Source organism: Streptosporangium becharense (assembly GCF_014204985.1).
GTDB classification, from domain to species: Bacteria; Actinomycetota; Actinomycetes; order Streptosporangiales; family Streptosporangiaceae; genus Streptosporangium; species Streptosporangium becharense.
Genome location: NZ_JACHMP010000001.1, coordinates 6129704 through 6150825, shown reverse-complemented (window position 1 = coordinate 6150825; position 21122 = coordinate 6129704). Strand labels below are relative to the sequence as shown.

Here is a 21122-nt window from a genome sequence, read left to right as displayed (position 1 = left end):
TCGCAGATCACCTTAGACCAGTGGCGGCCGCCCGTTTGCGCGACAGCGCGTCCACCATGGCGGCCAGCAGCAGGACCGATCCGGTCACCATGAACTTCACCCCGGAGCTGTAGCCCATCAGGCCCATCCCGTTCTCGATGACCGCGACCACGGCGCCGCCCAGGACCGCGTCCAGCACCCGCCCCTTGCCGCCGAACAGGCTGGTGCCGCCGATGACGGCGGCGCCGACCGCGTAGAGCAGCACGTTGCTGCCGCCGGTGTTGGGGTCGACGGAACTGGCACGGGACGCGGCGATGATGCCGCCGAGCGCGGCCATGGACGAGCAGATCGCGAAGGCGCTGATCTTCATCAGGTCGACGTTGATGCCCGCCCGGCGTGCGGCCTCGGCGTTGCCGCCGACGGCGTAGAGGTGGCGTCCGAACGCCGTGCGGCGGAGCACGAACGTCAGGACCAGCAGCAGCACCACGATGATCGGCACCACGATCGGCACACCCGCCAGCGAGACGACCGCGGCGTTGCGGCTGCGCTCCAGGTTGAGGATGTAGACCGCGAGCCCGCCCAGCAGCGCGAGGGCGCCCACCCGGACCGCGATCAACGAGACCGGGTCGGCGGTCAGGCCGCGGGCGGCGCGCTTGCGGGCGCGCAGCGACTGGAGTGCGGCGTAGGCGACGACCCCGGCGACCAGCAGACCCCAGCCGAGCACGGGCGGGAGGTTCTTGTTGGCGATCGCGAGGATCGTCTCGTCGCGGACGGCGATGATGGTGCCGCCCTTGACCAGCAGCAGGACCAGTCCCTGGAAGGCCAGGAAGGCGGCGAGCGTCACCACGAAGGACGGGATGCCCAGCTTGGCGACGATGGCGCCGAGCGTGGTGCCGATCACCACGCCGGTGAGGATGGCCGCCGCCACCGCCACGTACCAGGGGCTGCCCTGGTTGGTGAGCGCGATCGCCAGCACCGCGGCGCAGACGCCGCTGGCGAAGCCCGCCGACAGGTCGATCTCACCGAGGAGGAGCACGAAGACGAGACCCATGGCGATCACGGTGACCGCGGCGCCCTGGGTGAAGAGGTTGGCGAAGTTCCCGGCGGTGACGAAGGAGGGTCGCATGATCGCGAAGACCGTGCAGAGCACGACGAGGCCGAACACCGCGGGCAGCGCGCCCATGTCCCCGCCGCGGATCCGCTCGGCGTAGCCCCGGACGTTGGAGCTGATGGAGGGCGCCTCTTTCACGCCGCGCTTCGGGGAAATCGTGGCGGTCATACCGTGACTCCGTTGGTGAGGCCGAGGTCGCCGCTGCGGCCGGAGGTGATCAGTTCGACGACCTGTGCGTGGGTGACGTCGGAGGTCTTGACCTGGGCCGCCATCCGGCCGAGGTAGAGGGCGGCGATGCGGTCGGAGACGGCGAACACGTCGTTCATGTTGTGCGAGATCAGCACGACGGCCAGTCCCTGGTCGGCGAGGCGGCGGACGAGCTCCAGCACCTGTGCGGTCTGCGCGACGCCGAGCGCCGCGGTGGGCTCGTCGAGGATGACGACCTTGCTGTTCCAGAGGACGGCCTTGGCGATGGCCACGGTCTGCCGCTGGCCGCCGGAGAGGCTGGCGACGCGCTGGCGGATGGACTTGACGGTGCGGACCGACAGGCTCTCCAGGGTCTTGGCCGCCATCTCCTCCATGGTGTCCTCGTCGAGGACGATGCCGCGCCTGTGCTCGCGGCCGAGGAACATGTTCTGGACGATGTCGAGGTTGTCGCAGAGCGCGAGGTCCTGGTAGACGATCTCGATGCCCAGTTCGGCGGCGTCACGCGGGCTGCCGATCTGGACGGGCCTGCCGTCGAAGAGGTAGCCGCCGGAGTCGATCGGGTGGATGCCGCCGACGCACTTGACGAGGGTGGACTTGCCCGCGCCGTTGTCGCCGACCAGCGCGGTCACCTCCCCGGCGTAGGCGGAGAAGTCGACTCGGTGCAGAACCTGGACGGGACCGAAGCTCTTGTCGATCCCGCGGAGTTCCAGTACGGGGGTCATGGGGATGTGCTCCCTGTGTTCGTGCGCGCGGCGGAGCCGGCGCGGATCGGGCGCCTGCGGGCGGTGCCGGCCTCGCCGCCGGGAGGGCCGGGGGCCGGGAGCCGGTGGCGCCGGGTCCTACCCGGTGTGCCGCCTCCCGGCGGGGTCCGCCGGCCTTCCCGGGCGGGTGGGGGGACGCCGCCGCGATCGGGCGCGAGGGTGCGGCCGTGCCGGGACCGGACGGCCGCACCCTCCGCGCGTCACGAGATTCCGGCCTCGGTGCACTTGGCGGCGAACTCTCCGGTGCACAGGTCTTCCTTGGTCACGTAGCCGTCGGCGACGACGTCCTTGACCGTGTCGAAGAAGATGGCCTGCGGCTCCAGCAGGACGGCGGGCACGTCCGCGTTGCTCTCGGAGTCCTTGACCGTGCCGGTCGCCGTGGGCTTCTCGCCCTTGGCCAGCGCGATGGCCAGCTTGGCCGCCGCGTCAGCCTCCTTCTTGATCGCCTTGTAGACGGTCATGCACTGGTCGCCGGCGAGGATGTTCTGCAGGCCCTGCACGGTGGCGTCCTGGCCGGTGACCGGGACCTTGCCGTTGAGGTTGTTCTTCTTCAGCACCGTGATGGCAGCGTTGCCCAGGCCGTCGTTCGCGGCCAGCACACCCGCGATCTTCGGCTGCTCGGTCAGCATCTGCTCGAAGATCGTGCCCGCCTGGGCGTTGTCCCAGTCCGGCACCGACTGGTCCGGGCCCTTGACGTACTCACCGGCGTCGTACTTGGGCTTGAGCACGCTGTCGTAGCCGTTCTTGAACAGCGTGGCGTTGTTGTCGGTGGGTGAGCCGTTGAGCTCGGCGACGATCGGCTTGTCGGCCTTCTTGTCGGTCAGGCACTTGACCAGGCCCTCGCCCTGAAGGACGCCGACCTTGGTGTTGTCGAAGCTGACGTAGTAGGAGGCGCCGCCGTTGAGGGTGAGGCGGTCGTAGTCGATGGTGGCCACACCCTGGGCCTTGGCCTTGTCGAGCACGGCCTTGCCGGTGCCGCTGTCGAGGTTGACGATCATGAGGACGGTGGCCCCACTGGTGATCATCTGGTCGGCGATGGTCTGGAACTGGGTCTTGTCGCCCTGGGCGTTCTGGATGTCGTAGGCCACGCCCGCGGACTTGAACGCCTCCTCCAGATACTTGCGGTCCGCGGTCTCCCAGCGGGCGGAGGACTTGCTGTCGGGGAGGATGACGCCGATCTTGCCGGCCGCCTTGGTCTCGGCGGGGGCTCCGCCGCTCTGGGCGGAGGAGTCGCCGCTCTCGCCTCCGCAGGCGGCGAGGCCGAGGGTCATCGCCGCGGCGGCGGCGGTCATGCTGAGGATCCCCTTGCGCATGTGCACGGGTCCTTTCTTCGACAGAAGGTGGGGGGGCGGGATGTGCGGCATGCCGGACTCACCGGTACGGATCCGCCGGGTCGCGGCTCACCGTTCCGGTGAATGTTGTTTGCGGCAACGTATTCCGCGTCGGCCAGGAACACCAGACCCTCCAGACGGAAAGTTTGTTGTGGCCGGTAACAATCCAGAAACGCGTGCTTAACCCCGCGCTCCCCGCCTGGTCACGGCGCCGCCGCAGACCGCGGGACACCGTCGGCGTACCCCCGCCGGACGTGGACCAGAGGATGCGATGAGCCGATCAACGCATCATGGGATGAGTAACGTGAGCCCCGGGGACGTCCGGAAAACGGGAAAGCCGGGACCGGAGAGGCCGGAGCTCCGGAGACCGGGGGCACGGGAAGCCGGGGGCGGAGAACGCGAAACCGCCCGGCGGGTCTGGTGGCCCGCCGGGCGGTCGCGTTCTGGGGTGTCTCCCCCGATGCGGACGGGGCCCGCGTGCGGCCCCGTCCCCCTGCTCAGCTCTTGGCGAGCAGGGAGCGCAGGACGTACTGCATGATCCCTCCGTGGCGGTAGTAGTCCGCCTCACCGGGGGTGTCGATGCGTACGACGGCCTGGAATTCCTTCTCGCCCGCCCTGACCGTCACGGTCTGCGGGACGCCGCCGGAGTTGAGGGCCTCGACACCGGTGATGTCGAAGGTCTCCTCACCGGTCAGGCCCAGCGAGTCGGCGGTCTCCCCCTCGGGGAACTGCAGCGGCAGCACGCCCATGCCGATCAGGTTGGAGCGGTGGATGCGCTCGTACGACTCGGCGATGACCGCGCGGACGCCCAGCAGCGCCGTGCCCTTGGCCGCCCAGTCGCGCGAGGAGCCGGAACCGTACTCCTTGCCCGCCAGGACGACGAGCGGGACGCCCGCGGCCTGGTAGTTGACGGAGGCGTCGTAGATGAAGCTCTGCGGGCCGCCGTCGAGGGTGAAGTCGCGGGTGTAGCCGCCCTCCACACCGTCGAGCAGCAGGTTCTTCAGCCGGATGTTGGCGAAGGTGCCGCGGATCATCACCTCGTGGTTGCCGCGGCGCGAGCCGTAGGAGTTGAAGTCCCTGACCTCGACGCCGTTCTCGCGCAGGTACTCGGCGGCCGGGGTGCCGACCTTGATGGCCCCGGCGGGCGAGATGTGGTCGGTGGTGACCGAGTCGCCCAGCTTGGCGAGCACGCGGGCCCCGGCGATGTCGGAGACCGGCTGCGGGTCACGCGGCATGCCGTCGAAGTAGGGGGCCTTGCGCACGTAGGTCGAGGCCGGGTCCCACTCGAAGGTGTCGCCGGTCGGGATCGGCAGCGACTGCCAGGTCTCGTCGCCCTTGAAGACGTCGGCGTAGTCGCGCAGGAACATCTCCTGGTCGATGGAGGACGCGACCACCTCGGCGACCTCCTCCGGCGAGGGCCAGACGTCGGCGAGGAAGACCGGCTCGCCGTCCGCGCCGGTGCCCAGCGGCTCGGTGGCGAGGTCGATGTCCATGGTGCCGGCGAGGGCGTAGGCGACGACCAGCGGCGGCGAGGCCAGGTAGTTCATCTTGACGTCGGGGTTGATCCGGCCCTCGAAGTTGCGGTTGCCGGACAGCACCGCGGTCACGGCCAGGTCGTTCTCCTGGATCGCGGCGGAGATCTCCTCCTGCAGCGGGCCGGAGTTGCCGATGCAGGTGGTGCAGCCGTAGCCGACCAGGTTGAAACCGATCTTGTCGAGGTACGGCTGCAGGCCGGAGCGCTCGAAGTAGCCGGTCACGACCTGGGAGCCGGGGGCGAGGGAGGTCTTGACCCACGGCTTGCGGGTCAGGCCCTTCTCCACCGCGTTCCTGGCCAGCAGCGCGGCGCCGAGCATGACGTACGGGTTGGAGGTGTTGGTGCAGCTGGTGATCGCGGCGATGGTCACCACGCCGTGGTCGATCTCGAAGCTGGTGCCGTCGGCCAGCGTGACCGGGACCGGCCTGCGGGGCCGCTCCCCGTCGAGGCCGGCCGCGTGCGGCTTGTCGCCGTTGCCGTCGTGGGAGATCGCCGGCGAGTCGGAGGCGGGGAACGACTCGTCGGACGCCTCGTCGGCCGGGCCCTGCACGCTCGGCGCGTAGTCCTTGACGGCCGCGCGCCAGGCCCGCTTGGCGTCCGACAGCGCGATGCGGTCCTGCGGGCGCTTGGGGCCGGCGATGGACGGCACGACCGTGGCGAGGTCCAGCTCGATGTACTCGGAGAAGACCGGCTCCTCCGCCGACGGGTCCAGCCACAGCCCCTGGGCCTTGGCGTACGCCTCGACGAGCCGCACCTGCTCCTCGGAGCGGCCGGTCAGCCGCAGGTAGTCGACCGTCTGGCCGTCGATCGGGAAGATCGCACAGGTGGAGCCGAACTCGGGGCTCATGTTGCCGATCGTGGCGCGGTTGGCCAGCGGCACGCTGGACACGCCCTCGCCGTAGAACTCCACGAACTTGCCGACGACGCCGTGCTTGCGCAGCATCTCGGTGATGGTGAGCACGAGGTCGGTGGCGGTGGCGCCGGCGGGGAGCTTGCCGGTCAGCTTGAAGCCGACCACGCGCGGGATCAGCATGGAGATCGGCTGACCGAGCATCGCGGCCTCGGCCTCGATGCCGCCCACGCCCCAGCCGAGGACGCCGATGCCGTTCTCCATGGTGGTGTGGGAGTCGGTGCCGACACAGGTGTCCGGGTACGCCTTCCCGTCACGGATCATGACGACCCGGGCCAGGTGCTCGATGTTGACCTGGTGCACGATGCCGGTGCCCGGCGGGACGACCTTGAACTCGTCGAAGGCGGTCTGCCCCCAGCGCAGGAACTGGTAGCGCTCCCGGTTGCGCTCGTACTCGCGGTCGACGTTGCGCTGGAAGGAGTCGGGGCCGCCGAAGAAGTCGACGATGACGGAGTGGTCGATGACCATCTCCGCCGGGGCCAGCGGGTTGATCCTGGCCGGGTCGCCGCCGAGGTCGCGGACGGCCTCGCGCATGGTGGCCAGGTCCACCACGCAGGGGACGCCGGTGAAGTCCTGCATGATCACACGGGCCGGCGTGAACTGGATCTCCACGCTGGGCGCCGCGGCCGGGTCCCACTGGCCGAGCGCGCGGATGTGGTCGGCGGTGATGTTCGCGCCGTCCTCCGTGCGGAGCAGGTTCTCCAGCAGGATCTTCAGGCTGTACGGGAGACGCCCCGCCCCCTCCACGGCGTCCAGCCGGTAGATCTCGTATGCCGCGTCACCGACGCGGAGCGTGTCACGGCTGCCGAAGCTGTTCGCGGACACGGTTCGCCTCCCTCATCACCCTGATGTCTGGTGCGCCGGTACAGAAGGCGCAACTGAATCCTGCCGCACCGCCGAAGTGCCCGTACCTGTTAGGTATGCCTAACTCGGTGGTCATCCACGGTCGCAGCGGATGTCTCGATATCAAGATATCGTCACAGATATCTCGACATCAAGTTACCAATCAGTATGTCGGCAGTGGAGCGAGGCGGAAGTACAACAGGCCGAGCACCGCGATCGAGAGCACCGGGGCGAGGAACTTCTGCTCGAAGGCGCGGCCCGTCTTGATCCCGATCTTCCAGGGCAGCAGCCACTTCTGCTTCATCGGCCACAGCACCGGGCAGCCCTTCTCGGTGCAGCAGTCTCCGACGACATGGGTCAGACAGCCCACCGCGACCGCCATCCCGAGCCAGGCGTACCCCACGTGGTCACTGCGGAAGACCGCGAACAGCCCGACCGTCATGGCGACGTTCACCGCCGCCGAGGCGAGCTTCTTGCCGGGGATGCCGATCCCGATCGCCCGCAGGGCCAGGCCGATGAGCAGCACGACGAGGATGTCGCGGCCGATCGGGTAGGTGTTGGCCAGGTAGTGGGCGCCGAACCCGGCGGCCACGGCGAACAGCAGCGAGTGGGTGGCGTTGCGGTGACCTCCGCTGAGCCACGAGACGGCCTTGCTCAACGCCCAGGTGACCGGCCCGAACGTCTGCGCGATCGTCGCACTCGGGTGGTCGAGGTCGGGCAGCATCGCCGCCCCCGCGCAGATGAGGGTCCCGGCGACGAACTCGGCGGGAGTCAGCGCGTTGACCATGATCCCGGTCTGCACGAACTGGGACGACTCGGTGAGCAGCGGTAACGCGGCCAGGGTCGGCGCCACCCCCAGCCAGGCGATCGCCCCCGTCAACGCGTGCGTATGCCCCATCATTGCTCAAACACCACCATCAAGATCACCCCGGGAGACTGTACGGCAAAGAATCCTTCAGGCGGAGGACCACGTCATTTTGCGCCTTCGGCGTGTCGCGCGGGCGAAACCGCTTCCGCGCCGCACGGACGGACCCACCTCAGGCAATGAGCATCGATCGTCTTTTACCGATTTTAGATTCAGCCGGGATCGCCGGGGATGTACCTTGACCGCCACGCCCATCGACTCCCGTCACCCGCCACCCTCTCCACCTCCGGGTCGGCGGGCGGTGCGACCCGGCGGAAGACTCGCCGGGCGGAAGGGCGATCCCGGAGCCGGCGGGGTGGCACGTGAGGCCGGTGCCCGCGAGGCGAGGAAGCGGGACCGGCGGGCGGCGGGACCGGTGACGCGGAAGGCGAGGAAGAGGGACCGGCGAGAGCGGTGACGCGGGAGGCCGGAAAGCGGGAGCGGCGAGCGGCGGGAGCGGTGACGCGGAAGGCGGCTTCGGGGCGGAGCCGGGAGGCCCGGATCAGGAGGCCCGGAGGCGATGACGCGGCGCCGGAAAACGGGCGTGCCCGGGAAACGACAGACGGGACCGTTCCGCACCGAAAGCACCCCCCAGCCCTTCCGGCACGGAACGAATCCCGTCTATGTCATTTGTAACGCCCAGGTCTCGGTTCTTGTTCCAAAATCGCCAAAGAATTTGGTGATCTACCTCACTTCGGCGCTGAGCTGCGACGACATCACTCTCCGCTATGGCGTTCGGAGACGGTTCGCGGGGGCCCACGACACCGGAGGGCCCGGCCGAAGCGCAGGTGAGGCGGGTGGTCGCGACCGGATCGCCCCCCTCCCCCGCCCAGGCGCCCCCTCCCAACCGACCAGGGTTGTCATAAGAATATTCTCGATATATCTTTGAAGCATCTAGAGTGGTCGAAAGACGATCGTAAGACAGGAGACACGCCATGACATCGGCGGAAGCGATGCGCGGCCCGTGGGAGGGGTTCGACCCGCGGGAGATCCGGCGCGAGATGAAGAGAGCGGGCCGCGCGGCCTGGAGCCGCATGGCCGCCGGGTGGCACGAGCACCCCTGGGGTCCGGGGCCGCACGGTCCCCACGGCGACGAACCGCACCGGGGCGGCCCGCATGAGCACCGGCACCGCGGCCCCCGCGGCCCCTTCCCCACAGGTGCCTTCCCGTGGGACTTCGGCCGCTCCGGTCACGGCCGCCGCGGCCGCGGCGGAGGACCGTTCGGCGGAGGACCGTTCGGCGGGCCGCCGTTCGGGCGTGGCCGCAAGGCGAAGCGGGGTGACGTCCGCGCCGCGATCCTGGCGCTGCTCACCGAGGCGCCGCGCAACGGCTACCAGATCATCCAGGAGATCGAACGGCGCAGCGAGGGCGGCTGGAAGCCCAGCCCGGGGGCGGTCTACCCCGCGCTCCAGCAGCTCACCGACGAAGGGCTGGTCTCGTGCGAGGAGAGCGAGGGGCGTAAGACCTTCGACCTCACCGGGGCGGGCCGGGCCTACGTGGCCGACCACGCCGACGAGGTGCGTGCCCCGTGGGAGGAGATGACCCCCGACGTCGACGAGAGCACCTGGGAGCTGCTGGACCTCGCACGCCAGGCGGCGTCCGCCATGACCCAGATCCTGCAGACCGGTAGCGACGCGCAGATCCGTCAGGCCAGGCAGATCCTGGTCGAGACGCGCCGCAAGCTCTACCGGATCCTGGCCGACGGCGACCCCGGCGAGGAGTGATCCGACCATGACGCCGCGAAGCGACCGGCACCCCGCCCGAGATCGCCGGCACCACCGCTGGGAGGGCCCCTACGCCGGCTGGCACGGCCCGTTCGACGGGTGGGAGGGCCCGTTCCCCGCCCGGAGGGATCCGCACGCCGAACAGGAGAGCCCGCACGTCGGACCGGAGGATCTGCGGATCGGAGACGCCGAGCGCGAGGTGACCGTGACGGCCCTGCGTGAGCACTACGCGCAGGGCCGCCTGACCCGGGAGGAGCTCGACGAGCGCCTCGGCCTGGCCCTGTCCGCGCGGACGGGCCGCGACCTGGCCCTGGTCGGCGCCGACCTGCCGCGCCCGCACGACCACCGCGCGTACGACCGCCGCCCGCACCACCACGTGTGGGGTGTCCACGACCTCCGGGGCCGGAGCCGGCACGCGGTCCGGAACCGGACGGCACGCCGGGGCGGGCCGCCGTTCGCCCCCCTGCTCCTGCTGCTGGTGGTGGCGGGGGTGGCGGTCACCGGGTTCGGCGCGCTGAGGTTCCTCTTCCTCGCCTGGCTGGTGCTGGCGCTGGCGGGTCTGTTCCATCGCAGGCGGTGGCATGCCCACGACCGGCGGATCACCCCTCCGGGCGTGCGCTGAGCGCTCCCACGAGCAGGCGGCCCTACGGTAGAGCGGCCCCACGACCGGGCAGCCCTACAGCAGAACAGTCCCACGACCGGGCAGCCCTACGGCGGAGCGAACTCACGGCTGAACGGCCCTTACGACGGAACAGCCCTACGGCGGAGCGGCCCTACGACAGCGACTCCCTGAGCCGCCGCATCTCCGCCGCGATCCGGTCGAGGGTCCAGTGCGCGTTCAGGCCGCTGGGGTTGGGGAGCACCCACACCGCCGCCTCGCCGATCCGCGACTCCTGCGGCCCGATCGCGGCCTTCGGCCTGCCGAACGCCTGCCGGTAGGCGGTCACCCCCGCCACCGCCAGCACCTTCGGTCCCGCCTCGGCGACCAGCTTCACCAGCCGCTCCCCGCCCTCGCGCAGTTCCTCGGCCGACAGCTCGGCGGCCTGCGCGCTGGCTCGCCGCACCACGTTGGTGATGCCCAGCCCGTACGAGGGCAGCAGATGCTGCTCGGAGGGGGCCAGCAGCCGGGGGGTGAAGCCGGAGCGGTACAGCGCCGGCCAGAACCGGTTGCCCGGCCGGGCGAAGTGGCAGCCGGTGGCCGCCGAGTAGAGGCCCGGGTTGATGCCGCAGAACAGCACGTCCAGTGCGGGGCCGAGCACGTCGTCGACCGTGCGATCCCTGGCGGCCTCCAGTTCGGCCCTGCTCGGCGCCGCCGGCGCCCGATCTCGCGATGCCACGGGGCGAACCTAACCCATCTCCTCCAGCTTGCGTCCCTTGGTCTCCCGCACCTTGAACAACACGAAGACGAAGGAGAGCACCGCGAAGAAGGCGTAGCCGACGTAGGCGCCGGCCAGGCTCCACTCGCTGAGGGACGGGAACGAGACCGTGATCAGCCAGTTGGCCACCCACTGGGCGGCGGCCGCCACCGACAGGGCCGCGGCCCGGATCCGGTTGGGGAACATCTCTCCCAGCAGCACCCAGACGACCACACCCCACGACAGGGCGAAGAACAGTACGAAGACGTGCGCGGCGACCAGGGCGACCGTGCCCTGGGTCTCCGGCAGTCTGACGGCGTCCCCGCTCGGCACGGCGGCGCTGAACGCCCACGCGGCCACGCCCAGCGCGGCCGCCATTCCGGCGGAGCCGACCAGCAGCAGCGGCCTGCGTCCGATCCGGTCGACGAGCGCGATGGCGATGAACGTGCCGACGATGTTGATGATCGAGGTGGAGAAGCTGATCAGCAGCGAGTCGGACTGGTTGATGCCGACCGACTGCCACAGCGACGCCGAGTAGTAGAAGATGACGTTGATACCGACGAACTGCTGGAAGACCGAGAGCAGGACGCCGATCCAGACGATCGGCAGCAGCCCGAGGCTCCGGCCGCGCAGGTCGCGCAGGCTCGGCCGGCGCTCGCTGTGCAGCGACGCCTCGATCTCCGCCAGGCGCGCGTCCAGGTCCACGCTCCCGCCCTCGACCTCGGCGAGCACCTTGCGCGCCGCGGCGGACCTGCCGACCGCGACCAGGAAGCGCGGCGACTCGGGGATGATCGTCGCGAACATCAGGTAGAGCAGGGCGGGGACCAGGCAGGCGCCGAGCATCCACTGCCACGCCTCCAGGCCGAGCAGCTCGTTGTTGACGTCTCCCCCGGCGCGTTCCGCGATGGCGTAGTTGACCAGCTGCGAGACCGCGATGCCCAGGACGATCGCGAGCTGCTGGAAGGACCCCAGGCGTCCCCGGTAGGCGGGCGGCGCGACCTCCGCGATGTAGGCGGGGCCGATCACCGACGCCATGCCGATCCCCATGCCGGCGAGCACCCGCCAGAAGGCGAGGTCCCAGACCGAGAACGGCAGCGCCTGGCCGACGGAGCTGACCGCGAACAGGATCGCGGCCACCTGCATCGTCCGGGTGCGGCCCCACCGGTCGGCCACCCCTCCGGCGATCCACGCACCGGCCGCCGAGCCCAGCAGCGCGATCGCCACCACGACGCCGATCTCCACCGGGCCGACGCGGAAGTGTTTCTGGATACCGGTGACGGCCCCGTTGATGACCGCGCTGTCATAGCCGAAAAGGAAGCCGCCGATCGCCGCGGCGGCGGTGATGAAGACGACGTGCCCGATGTTCTCCCTGGTGGTCCCCGAAGGGGCGATGCCGGCCATGCCTGTCCTTTCCCCCGAAAGCACATCTGAGACGTCGATCTCCGAAATCACCTGGGCGGCGGCACCGCGACCGCCCTACCAGCGCAGAAGCGCGGCGACCCCGTCGAAGTCGGCGAGGGCGTCGGCCGCCTCGCCGGTCAGCACGGTGACCTCGGCGTCGGTGTCGAGGGCACGCTCGATCATCCGCTCGCCCATCACGGGCTCCGGGGTGAGTTCCCGCCCCGAGCCCGCCGGCGGGCTCTGCCCGTCGGCGTACAGCAGTCCGTCGCCGTCGCGGCGCCCGCTCCATTCGTACGACTCGGCCAGCAGCACGTTGGCCACCCGGCTCTCGTTGAGTGCGGCGAGCGTGTCGGCCAGGCCGAGCGCGCCGCGTCCGCCGGAGAGGGCCAGGTCTCTGGCACGGTCGGCCAGCCCGACGCCGCGCCTGGTCCTGGCCGCCGCGAGCTGCGGCTCCACATACTCGACGATCTTCGTCGGAGACTGCGAGTCGACCATCGCGTCGACCTGGATGACCTCGCCGCCCAGTTCCGCCGCCAGGATCTCGGTGAGCTGGACGTCCCCGGTCAGCACGAGGGCGGTCCACCCGCGGCTCTCGACGTGCTCGGCCAGCCGTGGCGCGGCCCCGCGCACCTGGCGGGCGAGACCCTCGTCGATCCGGCTCGCGACCTTGTCGCGGTGCCAGGCACCCTGGGAGGACGCCTCCGCGTGCTGGCCGGGTCCGCGCGTCTGCCCCAGGCCCTCGGCGCCGGTCTCGAAGCGCGTCGTACCGACCTCCCTGGCCAAGCCGTAGCGGTAGTCGACGACGCGCAGCCCGTCCTTGGACACGGCCGCCACGCCGGCGGGCGGCGCGGCCTCGACGGCGTTGACCAGCGGACGCACGCAGGCGGTGCGGTCCAGCGTGACGTGGTCGGGGAGCGGGAGCTGGAAGGTGAAGGTCCACACCTCCTCACTGCCGACCGGCGCGAACATCACCCGGCCGGGGCCGGACTCCGCGGGATTGAGCAGGTCCGGGAAGTATGGTTCGAGCCCTTCGAGCCGCTTGAGGATTGCTTTGCGCCGCGACCGGTCGGGATCAGCCGCGATCCGGTCCCGCAGGGCGGTCACCTCGTTGCGGAAACGGATCCGCCACGCGGGCCGGGATGAGGCGTCCTCCCGAGGGTTGGCCATCAGGTAGAACGACAACACCCCGAGATCATCCCGGATGGAGACGACATCACGCAGCGCCGCACGATCGAATTCCACCGTTTCCTCCCTGATCGTCAGGTCTTCAAAGCCTAAGGAAAACGGCAGACGCGGCCATCGTCACAATCTGGAAAATGCCTTCCCCCTTCACCTGTCTTTAGCGAAAAATCACAGACGCGGATCGACCGGTTCCGACTCCAGTGCCAGGACGGCGAAGACCGCCTCGTGCACCCGCCACAACGGCTCACCCGCGGCGAGCCTGGACAGCGCCTCCAGGCCGAGGGAGTGCTCGCGCAGCGCCAGCGAGCGCTTGCGTCCCAGGAACCTGGCACGCAGGACGTCCAGACTCTCGGTGTAGTCGGGCCCGTAGACGATCCGCAGATACTCGCGTCCGCGGACCTTGACCCCCGGCTGCACCCGGCTCGGACCGGCCGGCCGGTCCAGCGGCTTGACCACCATGCCCTCCCCGCCCGCGGCGGTCAGCTCCGACCACCAGGCGGTCGCCGCGTCCGTGGACTCCCGCGAGGCCAGGTCCGCGACCACATGCCGGGTGGACGCGAGCAGCGGGTCGTCGAGCCGGGCCAGCATGTCCAGGTGCCAGGAGTGCGGCTCGTCCACGGCGGTCGCCCTGCCCTCGCAGGCGAGGATCTGGAACGGCGCCACGCGCAGGCCGTCCAGCCCGGAGACCGGCCAGCAGTAACGCGCATACGCGTCCCGGAACCGGGCAGCGTTCTCCGAACGGCGGCGGACGCGATCCAGGAGATCGCCCACATCCAGCCCGCGTCCCGCCGCCGCCTCCAGCGCGGTAAGCGCCTCGGGCAACGCCGCGCGGGCCGCGGCCGACACCGAGGCGTACTGGCTGCGGACCAGCTGCTCCGCCTTGGCCGACCACGGCAACAGCTCGCAGTCGAGGACCAGCCAGTCGGAGCCCAGCTCGTCCATGAGCGGCGCGCAGGCCCGCCTGAGCCGGTCGACCAGCGCGGTGTCGTCGGGGAAGAACGGCCTTCCGGTACGGGTGTAGACGGCCCCGCAGCCGCCGTCGGCGACCCCGAACCTGCCGGCCGCCGCCCGCGCGTCCCTGGCGAGGACGACGACGGCCCGCGAACCCATGTGCTTCTCCTCGCACACGACCCGGGTGACCCCGGCTTCGGCGAACTCGGCGAACGCCTCGGCCGGATGCTCCAGGTAGCCGTCGAGCCGCGAGGTCTCCGGCGGCGCCATCGTCGGCGGCAGGTAGACCAGCCAGCGCGGGTCGACCGCGAACCGGCTCATGATCTCCAACGCGGCCGCCGCGTTCTCCTCTCTGATCTTGACGCTGCCGCCGCCGTGCCGGGTCTCGATGTACCGGGTGCCCCGCACGTCGTCGATGGAGAGCACACCGGGCTCACGGGGGCCGGACGCGAACGCGACGGGAGACCCGGCGCTGGAGGGGGATACAGGCGCGGACCCGGCGCCGGAGGACCCGGCCGCGGACCCGGCGCCGGACGGGGGTGCGGGGGGTGCGGCCAGCGGCCTCGACGGCTCGTACCAGACCCGCTCCGCCGGAACCGAGACGAGCTCGCGCTCCGGGTAGCGCAGCGCGGTGAGCCGGCCGCCGAAGACCGCTCCGGTGTCCAGGCAGATCGTGTTGTTGATCCACTCCGGCTCGGCGATGGGCGTGTGGCCGTAGACGACCATGGCCCTGCCCCGGTACTCCCGTGCCCACGGGTAGCGCACCGGCAGGCCGTACTCGTCGGTCTCGCCGGTGGTGTCACCGTACAGCGCGAAGGAACGCACCCGGTTCGAGGCTCGGCCGTGGTAGGCCTCCTTGAGCCCGGCGTGGGCGACGACGAGCCGGCCGCCGTCGAGCCGGTAGTGGCTGATCAGCCCGTCCATGAAGGCCAGGGCCGCCCGCCGGAACTCCTCCGGCTCGGCGGCGATCTGGTCCAGCGACTCCTGGAGCCCGTGGGCGACCCTGACCTTCCGGCCGTTGAGCGCGCGGGCCAGCTTCTGCTCGTGGTTGCCCGACACGCACAGCGCGGTGCCCGCCCCGACCATGCCCATGACCAGGCGGAGCACGCCCGGCGAGTCGGGGCCCCGGTCGACCAGGTCGCCGACGAACACCGCCGTCCTGCCCTCGGGGTGGACGGCGCCGGTGCCACCGGGGTCGATCCGCCAGCCCAGGGTGCGCAGCAGCGCCTCGAGCTCCGCGCGGCAGCCGTGCACGTCGCCGATGATGTCGAACGGCCCGGTCAGCTCGCGCCGGTCGGTCCACGCCTTCTCGGTGACGACGGTGGCGGCTTCGATCTCCTGCACGCCGCGCAGCACGTGAACCCGGCGGAAGCCGTCACGGGAGATCTTCGCCATGGACCGGCGCAGGTCCTTGCGCTGCCGGGTGACGACGTGCGCTCCGAAGTCGCGGTCCGGCCTGGTCGCGTTGCGGGCGACCGCCACCTCCTCGGGCACGTCCAGGACGATCGCGTCGGCCAGCACGTTGTGCGACTTCGCGAGCTCGATCAGCCGCTTGCGCGCCTCCCACTGCACGTTGGTGGCGTCCACGACGGTCAGCAGCCCGCGCCGCAACCGGGTGCCGACGATGTAGTTAAGCACGTCGAAGGCGTCGGGCGTGGCGGCCTGGTCGTTCTCGTCGTCGGCGACCAGGCCGCGGCAGAAGTCGGAGGAGATCACCTGCGTGGGGGCGAAGTGCCGACGAGCGAAGGTCGACTTGCCGCTGCCGGAGATCCCGACCAGCACGACGAGCGACATCTCCGGTACGGAGATCTCAGACATCCCCGCCTCCCTCGGTTACGAGACCGAACACGGCCATCTGGGTGGGTGGGCCCAACAGCGGGTCGTCATCGCCGACGGGCCGGAACGCGGCGCGGTAACCGTACTCGGCGCAGACCTTCGCCGCCCACGCCGCGAACTCGGCACGGGTCCACTCGAAGCGGTGGTCGGGGTGGCGCAGCCCCCGCAGGAACTCGTAGCGCACGTTGTACTCCGCGTTGGGAGTGGTGACGATCACGTGTCCCGGACGGGCGGTGCCGAAGACCACCCGCTCCAGCGCGGGCAGGCGCGGCGGGTCGACATGCTCGACGACCTCCATCAGCACCGCGGCGTCGTATCCGGCGAACCGGTCGTCGGTGTACGTCAGCGAGCCCTGGAACAGCTCCAGGCGCTCTCGCCGCCGCTCCGGCATGCGGTCGAGCTTCAGGCGCCGGGCCGCGATCGCCAGCGCCCGGGCCGACACGTCCACTCCGGCCACCCTGATGAGGCGGGGCCGCTCCAGCAGTGCCCCCACCAGCTCGCCCGAACCGCAGCCCAGGTCGATGACCCGCTGCGCACCCAGCTCGTCGAGCACCTCCAGCACGGCCTGGCGGCGCAGGACGTTGAGCGGCCGCCGCCCCGCGGCCTCCCCCGGCGGACCCGCCTCTCCGGCCTCCCGCTCGGGTCGCGTCTCCCACGGTGCGCCGGCCGCCCCGCTCTCTCCCGCGGCCGGATCGTCCGGGCCGACGGGGTCCACCGCAACGGCGGGATCGGTAGCCGGGTCTTCCTGGCCGGCGGAGTCCACCGCGTCGGCGAGATCGGCGAGGTCCGCCGCGTCGGCGGGATCGGCGGGATCCACCGCAGCGGCGGGATCGGCGGGCTCCTCCTCGATCGGGGGGTCGAGCTCCTCCGCCACGTCGTCGCCGATCTCGGCCAGGCGGGCGAAGGCCGTACGGGCCAGAGTCCAGCGGCGGCCCAGGTAACGCCGGGTGATCAGGCTCCGCTCCGGGTGGGCGGCGAGCCAGGACTCGCCCGCCCTGATCAGCTTGTCCACCTCGTCGGAGGCCACCCAGTAGTGCTTGGCGTCGTCGAGCACCGGGAGCAGCACGTAGAGGTGGTTGAGCGCGTCGGCCAGGCGCACCTCGCCGCGCAGTGTCAGCCGCACGTAACGGGAGTCGCCCCACTCGGGGAACCCCTCGTCCAACGGCACCGCCAGCGCCTCGACCCGCCAGCCCAGCGGCTCGAACACCCGGTGGGCCAGCTCGGGACCACCCCTGCAGGGCAGCGCGGGCAGGACGATCTCCAGCGGGATGGGGACGGCGGCCAGCTCCGGGCGGGCAGCGCAACGCCCGGCCCGAGCCGTGCGGAAGACGTCGCCCAACGCCACGGCCAGCAACGACGACGCCGCGTAGGGCCGGTCGTTGACGTACTGGCCGAGCGCGTAGTCGGGCGTGGAGCGGTTGCGGGAGCGCACGAGACGGACCGGGTCGACGTCGAGCATCAGCGCCGCCGTGCAGCGCTCCGGGCTCGCCTCCGGGTACAGGACCCGGGCCACACCGTACGCCTGGGTGAACTCCTGGATCCGGTCCGGATGCTTGTGCAGCAGGAACCCGAGGTCGGTCGCGGGCCGCGCGGTCGTGGAGATCGTCAGCAACACCCGGCCGAGTCTGCCGCAGACTCGGCCGGGCAGCCATCGATTAACCACCCATAACCACCCGTATCCGAACACGAAGATCGTGGCACGACTCCCGGCGCCACGCGTGCGGCAGGACCGGGAGACGGCCGGGCGGAACCCCGGCGCCACGCGTGCGGCAGGACCGGGAGACGGCCGGGCGGAACCCCGGCGCTACACGTGCGGCAGGACCTCGGCGGCGATCAACTCCAGGTGGTCGAGGTCGGACAGGTCCAGCACCTGCAGGTAGATCCGGTCGGCCCCCAGGTCGGCGAACCGGCGGATCTTCTCCACGACCTCGGCGGGGGTGCCGGCCAGGCCCGCGGCGCGCAGGTCGGCCGGGTCCTGCCCGATGACCTCGGCCCGCCGCGCGATCTCCGCGTCGTCGGCCCCGACGCAGACGGTCTGCGCGGCCGAGTACAGGATCGACGAACGGTCGCGGGCCTCGCACGCCTCGCGCACGCGGCCGAAGGCCGCCGCGGTGTCGTCCAGGGTGCGGAACGGCACATTGTACTCGTCGGCGAAGCGGGCGACCAGACGCGGGGTGCGCTTGGCGCCGAAGCCGCCGATGATGATCGGCGGTCTGGGGCTCTGCGCGGGTTTGGGCAGCGCCGGGGAGTCGGCCAGCCGGTAGTGGGCGCCCTCGAAGGAGAACGTCTTGCCCACCGGGGTGGTCCAGAGCCCGGTCAGGATCTCCAGTTGCTCCTCGAAGCGGCTGAACCGCTCGCCGACCGGGGGGAACGGGATCCCGTAGGCGACGTGCTCGGCGTCGAACCAGCCGGTGCCGAGGCCGATCTCGACCCGGCCGCCGCTCATCTGGTCGACCTGGGCCACACTGATCGCCAGCGGGCCGGGCAGCCGGAAGGTCGCGGGGGTGACCAGCGTGCCGAGCCGGATCGTGGAGGTCTCCCTGGCCAGGCCCGCCAGGGTCGTCCAGGCGTCCGTGGAACCGGGGCCGGGGTCGCCCGGCCCGATCCGCATGTAGTGGTCGGAGCGGAAGAACGCGTCGAACCCCAGCCGCTCCGCGGTCCGCGCGACCGACAGCAACTCGTCGTACGTGGCGCCCTGCTGCGGTTCCGTGAAGATCCTCAACTTCATGAAGACCATTATCCGGGCACCCCAGACGTCATCCACAGAAAACACGCGGTGGTGCGGAAACCCCGTACCGCCCCCGCCCGATCGCCCCGTCCACCGGCGAACACGCGGGCCCGTCCCGTCCGGCGTTCCCTCTGGACAGGGGGTCCCCCACGAGCTATCAATGTCTCATAACCCCTACATAACCCCAATGGAGGGTCAATGCCGAAGATCAATGTCTATCTGCCCGACGAGCTGGCGGAGGCAGTGCGGAAGGCGGGGGTGCCCGTCTCGGCCGTCTGCCAGCGCGCACTGGAGCAGGCCGTACGGCGGGTGACGGCCATCCGTGAGACCGCCCTGGGCAGCGCGGACGCCGACCTGCTGACGGCTCGCCTCACCCACTTCACGCCCCGCACCCGGGAGGTGGTCAAGCTCGCGGTCGAGCAGGCGCGGAACGAGGGCGTGACGGAGGTGGGCACCGAGCACCTGCTGGGCGGCATGCTCACCGAGGGCGGCAATCTGGCCCTGCAGGTGCTCGGCGCGCTGGAGATCGAACCGGCGGAGATACGGCGCCGGCTGGACAGGCCCGCCGCGGACTCCCCGGCGGCGTCCGGGGCCTGCGGCGCCGAGCTGACCTTCGGGGCAACCGCCGCGGCGGCCCTGGAACTGACCGTCACCGAGGCGACCGCCCTCGGCCATAACTACGTCGGCTGCGAGCACCTGCTGCTCGGGCTGATCGCCGAGCCCGACGGAGCGGCCGGGCACATCCTGCGCGGCCTGGGCGCCGAGCAACGGCTGACCCGCCGGGCGGTGGTCGCGGCCCTCGCCGGGTACGTCCACCTGCGCGCTCAGACGCAGGCGGCCCCTGCTCCGGCGGCTCCCCCCGTGGCACCGCCCGCCGCCGTGGCGAACGCCCTGTCCGAGGCCGTCCGCCAGGAACTGCGACCGATCCTGCGGCGGCTCGAACGACTGGAGGAACGCCTCGACGCGGCGGAGGGGTCAGCCGGTTCGTGATCGTGCGCATCCGGTGCGCGAAGATCTTGGAAAACGCCGGTTCACGCCGGCCCGCGCCGACCCATGACGTGTCGCACAACCGCTGGTCAGAGCCTAGATCGGCTCGCTGACCAGCAGCGCCGCACACTCCACATGGTGGGTCATCGGGAAGGCGTCGAAGGCCCGCAGGTCGGCGAGGCGGTATCCCAGCTCGGCGAAGCGGGCCAGGTCGCGGGCCAGGGTCGCCGGGTCGCAGGAGACGTAGACGATCCGGGTGGCCCGCAGGGTGGTGAGGCGGTCGACGACCTCGCGGCCGAGACCGGCCCGGGGCGGGTCGACGACGACCAGGTCGGCGCGCTCGATGCCGAAGCGGTCGAGGGCGTCCTCCACACGGCCCCGGGCGAAGCGGGCCCAGGGCAGGTCGCGGAGGTTGCGCTCGGCGTCACGGACGGCGACGGGCTCGGACTCCACGCCGAACACGGCCCCCTCGGGGCCGACCGCCTCGGCCAGGCCGGCGGCGAACAGGCCGACGCCGCAGTAGAGGTCGAGGGCCCACTCGCCCGGCTGCGGCCGGGCGAACTCCAGGACCGCGTCGAGCAGGGTGGCGGCGGCGCCCGGGTGGACCTGCCAGAAACCGCTGCCGGTGACCTGGAAGTCGCGCTCACCGACCCGCTCGACCAGGTGGTTGCGGCCGTGGACGACCCGGGTGCGGCCCTTGCCCTCGGCGACGAAGACGGCCACGCTCGTGTCGAGGTCGGGCACGGCCACCGTGCGGCGGGGCTTGGGTGCCACCACCACGGCCTGGTCGCCGGTGCCGGAGGCGATGACCTCCACGGAGGAGGCGTTGCGCCAGTTCATGACCTCGGCGCCGACGTTCTCCACCTCGGGGTGGGCGATCAGGCAGGCGTCGACCGGCTCGATGTCGTGGGAGCGGTGGCGGCGCAGGCCGACCGTTCCGTCACGGTCGACGGCGAACTGGACCCGGGTGCGCCAGCCGAGGCCGTCGGAGGCGCCCGGAACCTCTTCGACGACGCCCTTCCAGTCGATGCCGGCCAGCCGCTTGAGCTGTTCGGCGACCACGTCGGCCTTGAGGCGGCGCTGGGCGTCGAGGGAGGCGTGCTGCCAGTCGCAACCGCCGCAGCGACCGGGACCGGCGAAGGGGCAGGGCGGGGTGACCCGGTCGGCCGAGGCCTCCAGGACCTCGACCGCGTCGGCCCGCAGGAACCGGGAGGTCTCCTCGGTGACCTCGGCCATCACCCGCTCGCCGGGGAGCGCGTGCCGCACGAAGACCACCCGGCCGTCGTGACGGGCGACGCACCAGCCTCCGTGCGCCACCGGTCCCACCGTCAGTTCGATCGCCATGGCCGTGCCCCCCGGTTCGTCGTCGGTCAAGCCT

General features: G+C 71.3%; 15 protein-coding genes. 3 read left to right on the top strand and 12 right to left on the bottom strand.

Annotated elements, in window-relative coordinates; all coding sequences use genetic code 11:
* Nucleotides 1-7 precede the first annotated feature (7 nt).
* The 5 genes from F4562_RS26995 to F4562_RS26975 form a co-directional block, all read right to left on the bottom strand.
* On the bottom strand, nucleotides 8-1258 hold the full coding sequence (locus tag F4562_RS26995; protein ID WP_184541675.1) for a sugar ABC transporter permease: 1251 nt from the start codon (nucleotides 1256-1258) through the stop codon (nucleotides 8-10).
* Complete coding sequence (locus tag F4562_RS26990; RefSeq protein ID WP_221206954.1) at nucleotides 1255-2019, bottom strand: ATP-binding cassette domain-containing protein; 765 nt, start codon at nucleotides 2017-2019, stop codon at nucleotides 1255-1257. The genes F4562_RS26995 and F4562_RS26990 overlap by 4 nt, the downstream gene beginning before the upstream one ends.
* Before the next feature lie 239 nt (nucleotides 2020-2258).
* Entirely contained in the window at nucleotides 2259-3371 is a 1113-nt protein-coding gene (locus tag F4562_RS26985) for a sugar ABC transporter substrate-binding protein (protein WP_184541677.1), read from the bottom strand.
* A gap of 515 nt (nucleotides 3372-3886) precedes the next feature.
* On the bottom strand, nucleotides 3887-6658 hold the full coding sequence (gene acnA / locus F4562_RS26980) for an aconitate hydratase AcnA (protein WP_184541679.1): 2772 nt from the start codon (nucleotides 6656-6658) through the stop codon (nucleotides 3887-3889).
* A 181-nt stretch (nucleotides 6659-6839) separates the two neighbouring features.
* Entirely contained in the window at nucleotides 6840-7577 is a 738-nt protein-coding gene (locus F4562_RS26975; RefSeq protein WP_184541681.1) for a metal-dependent hydrolase, read from the bottom strand.
* Nucleotides 7578-8515: 938 nt separating this feature from the next.
* Here F4562_RS26975 and F4562_RS26970 point away from each other — a divergent pair.
* Together F4562_RS26970 and F4562_RS26965 are read left to right on the top strand one after the other, a co-directional pair.
* Nucleotides 8516-9304: a PadR family transcriptional regulator gene (locus tag F4562_RS26970; protein ID WP_184541683.1), complete on the top strand. Its 789-nt coding sequence runs from the start codon at nucleotides 8516-8518 to the stop codon at nucleotides 9302-9304.
* A 7-nt stretch (nucleotides 9305-9311) separates the two neighbouring features.
* Nucleotides 9312-9926 carry a DUF1707 SHOCT-like domain-containing protein gene (locus F4562_RS26965; protein ID WP_184541685.1) on the top strand — a complete coding sequence of 205 codons (615 nt, stop codon included), beginning with the start codon at nucleotides 9312-9314 and terminating at the stop codon, nucleotides 9924-9926.
* A 151-nt stretch (nucleotides 9927-10077) separates the two neighbouring features.
* Here the strand turns inward: F4562_RS26965 and mug are convergent, their stop codons facing one another.
* The 6 genes from mug to F4562_RS26935 form a co-directional block, all read right to left on the bottom strand.
* On the bottom strand, nucleotides 10078-10641 hold the full coding sequence (gene mug, locus F4562_RS26960; protein ID WP_184541687.1) for a G/U mismatch-specific DNA glycosylase: 564 nt from the start codon (nucleotides 10639-10641) through the stop codon (nucleotides 10078-10080).
* Between the two features lie 9 nt (nucleotides 10642-10650).
* A complete protein-coding gene (locus tag F4562_RS26955) occupies nucleotides 10651-12060 on the bottom strand; it encodes a sugar porter family MFS transporter (protein WP_184541689.1) in 1410 nt (469 codons plus the stop codon).
* Between the two features lie 75 nt (nucleotides 12061-12135).
* Nucleotides 12136-13302: a VLRF1 family aeRF1-type release factor gene (locus F4562_RS26950; RefSeq protein ID WP_184541691.1), complete on the bottom strand. Its 1167-nt coding sequence runs from the start codon at nucleotides 13300-13302 to the stop codon at nucleotides 12136-12138.
* 108 nt (nucleotides 13303-13410) lie between these two features.
* The gene (locus F4562_RS26945) at nucleotides 13411-16011 is read right to left on the bottom strand and encodes a polynucleotide kinase-phosphatase (protein WP_184541693.1); all 2601 of its coding nucleotides are present in this window, start codon (nucleotides 16009-16011) and stop codon (nucleotides 13411-13413) included.
* The gene (locus F4562_RS26940) at nucleotides 16004-17644 is read right to left on the bottom strand and encodes a 3' terminal RNA ribose 2'-O-methyltransferase Hen1 (RefSeq protein ID WP_184541695.1); all 1641 of its coding nucleotides are present in this window, start codon (nucleotides 17642-17644) and stop codon (nucleotides 16004-16006) included. The genes F4562_RS26945 and F4562_RS26940 overlap by 8 nt, the downstream gene beginning before the upstream one ends.
* A gap of 189 nt (nucleotides 17645-17833) precedes the next feature.
* On the bottom strand, nucleotides 17834-18757 hold the full coding sequence (locus F4562_RS26935; protein WP_184541697.1) for an LLM class F420-dependent oxidoreductase: 924 nt from the start codon (nucleotides 18755-18757) through the stop codon (nucleotides 17834-17836).
* Between the two features lie 198 nt (nucleotides 18758-18955).
* Here F4562_RS26935 and F4562_RS26930 point away from each other — a divergent pair, with 198 nt between their 5' ends.
* Nucleotides 18956-19747, top strand: a complete 792-nt coding sequence (locus F4562_RS26930; protein ID WP_184541699.1) for a Clp protease N-terminal domain-containing protein — start codon at nucleotides 18956-18958, stop codon at nucleotides 19745-19747.
* 93 nt (nucleotides 19748-19840) lie between these two features.
* Here F4562_RS26930 and F4562_RS26925 read toward each other — a convergent pair whose 3' ends face one another.
* The gene (locus F4562_RS26925; RefSeq protein WP_184541837.1) at nucleotides 19841-21088 is read right to left on the bottom strand and encodes a class I SAM-dependent RNA methyltransferase; all 1248 of its coding nucleotides are present in this window, start codon (nucleotides 21086-21088) and stop codon (nucleotides 19841-19843) included.
* Nucleotides 21089-21122 lie beyond the last annotated feature (34 nt).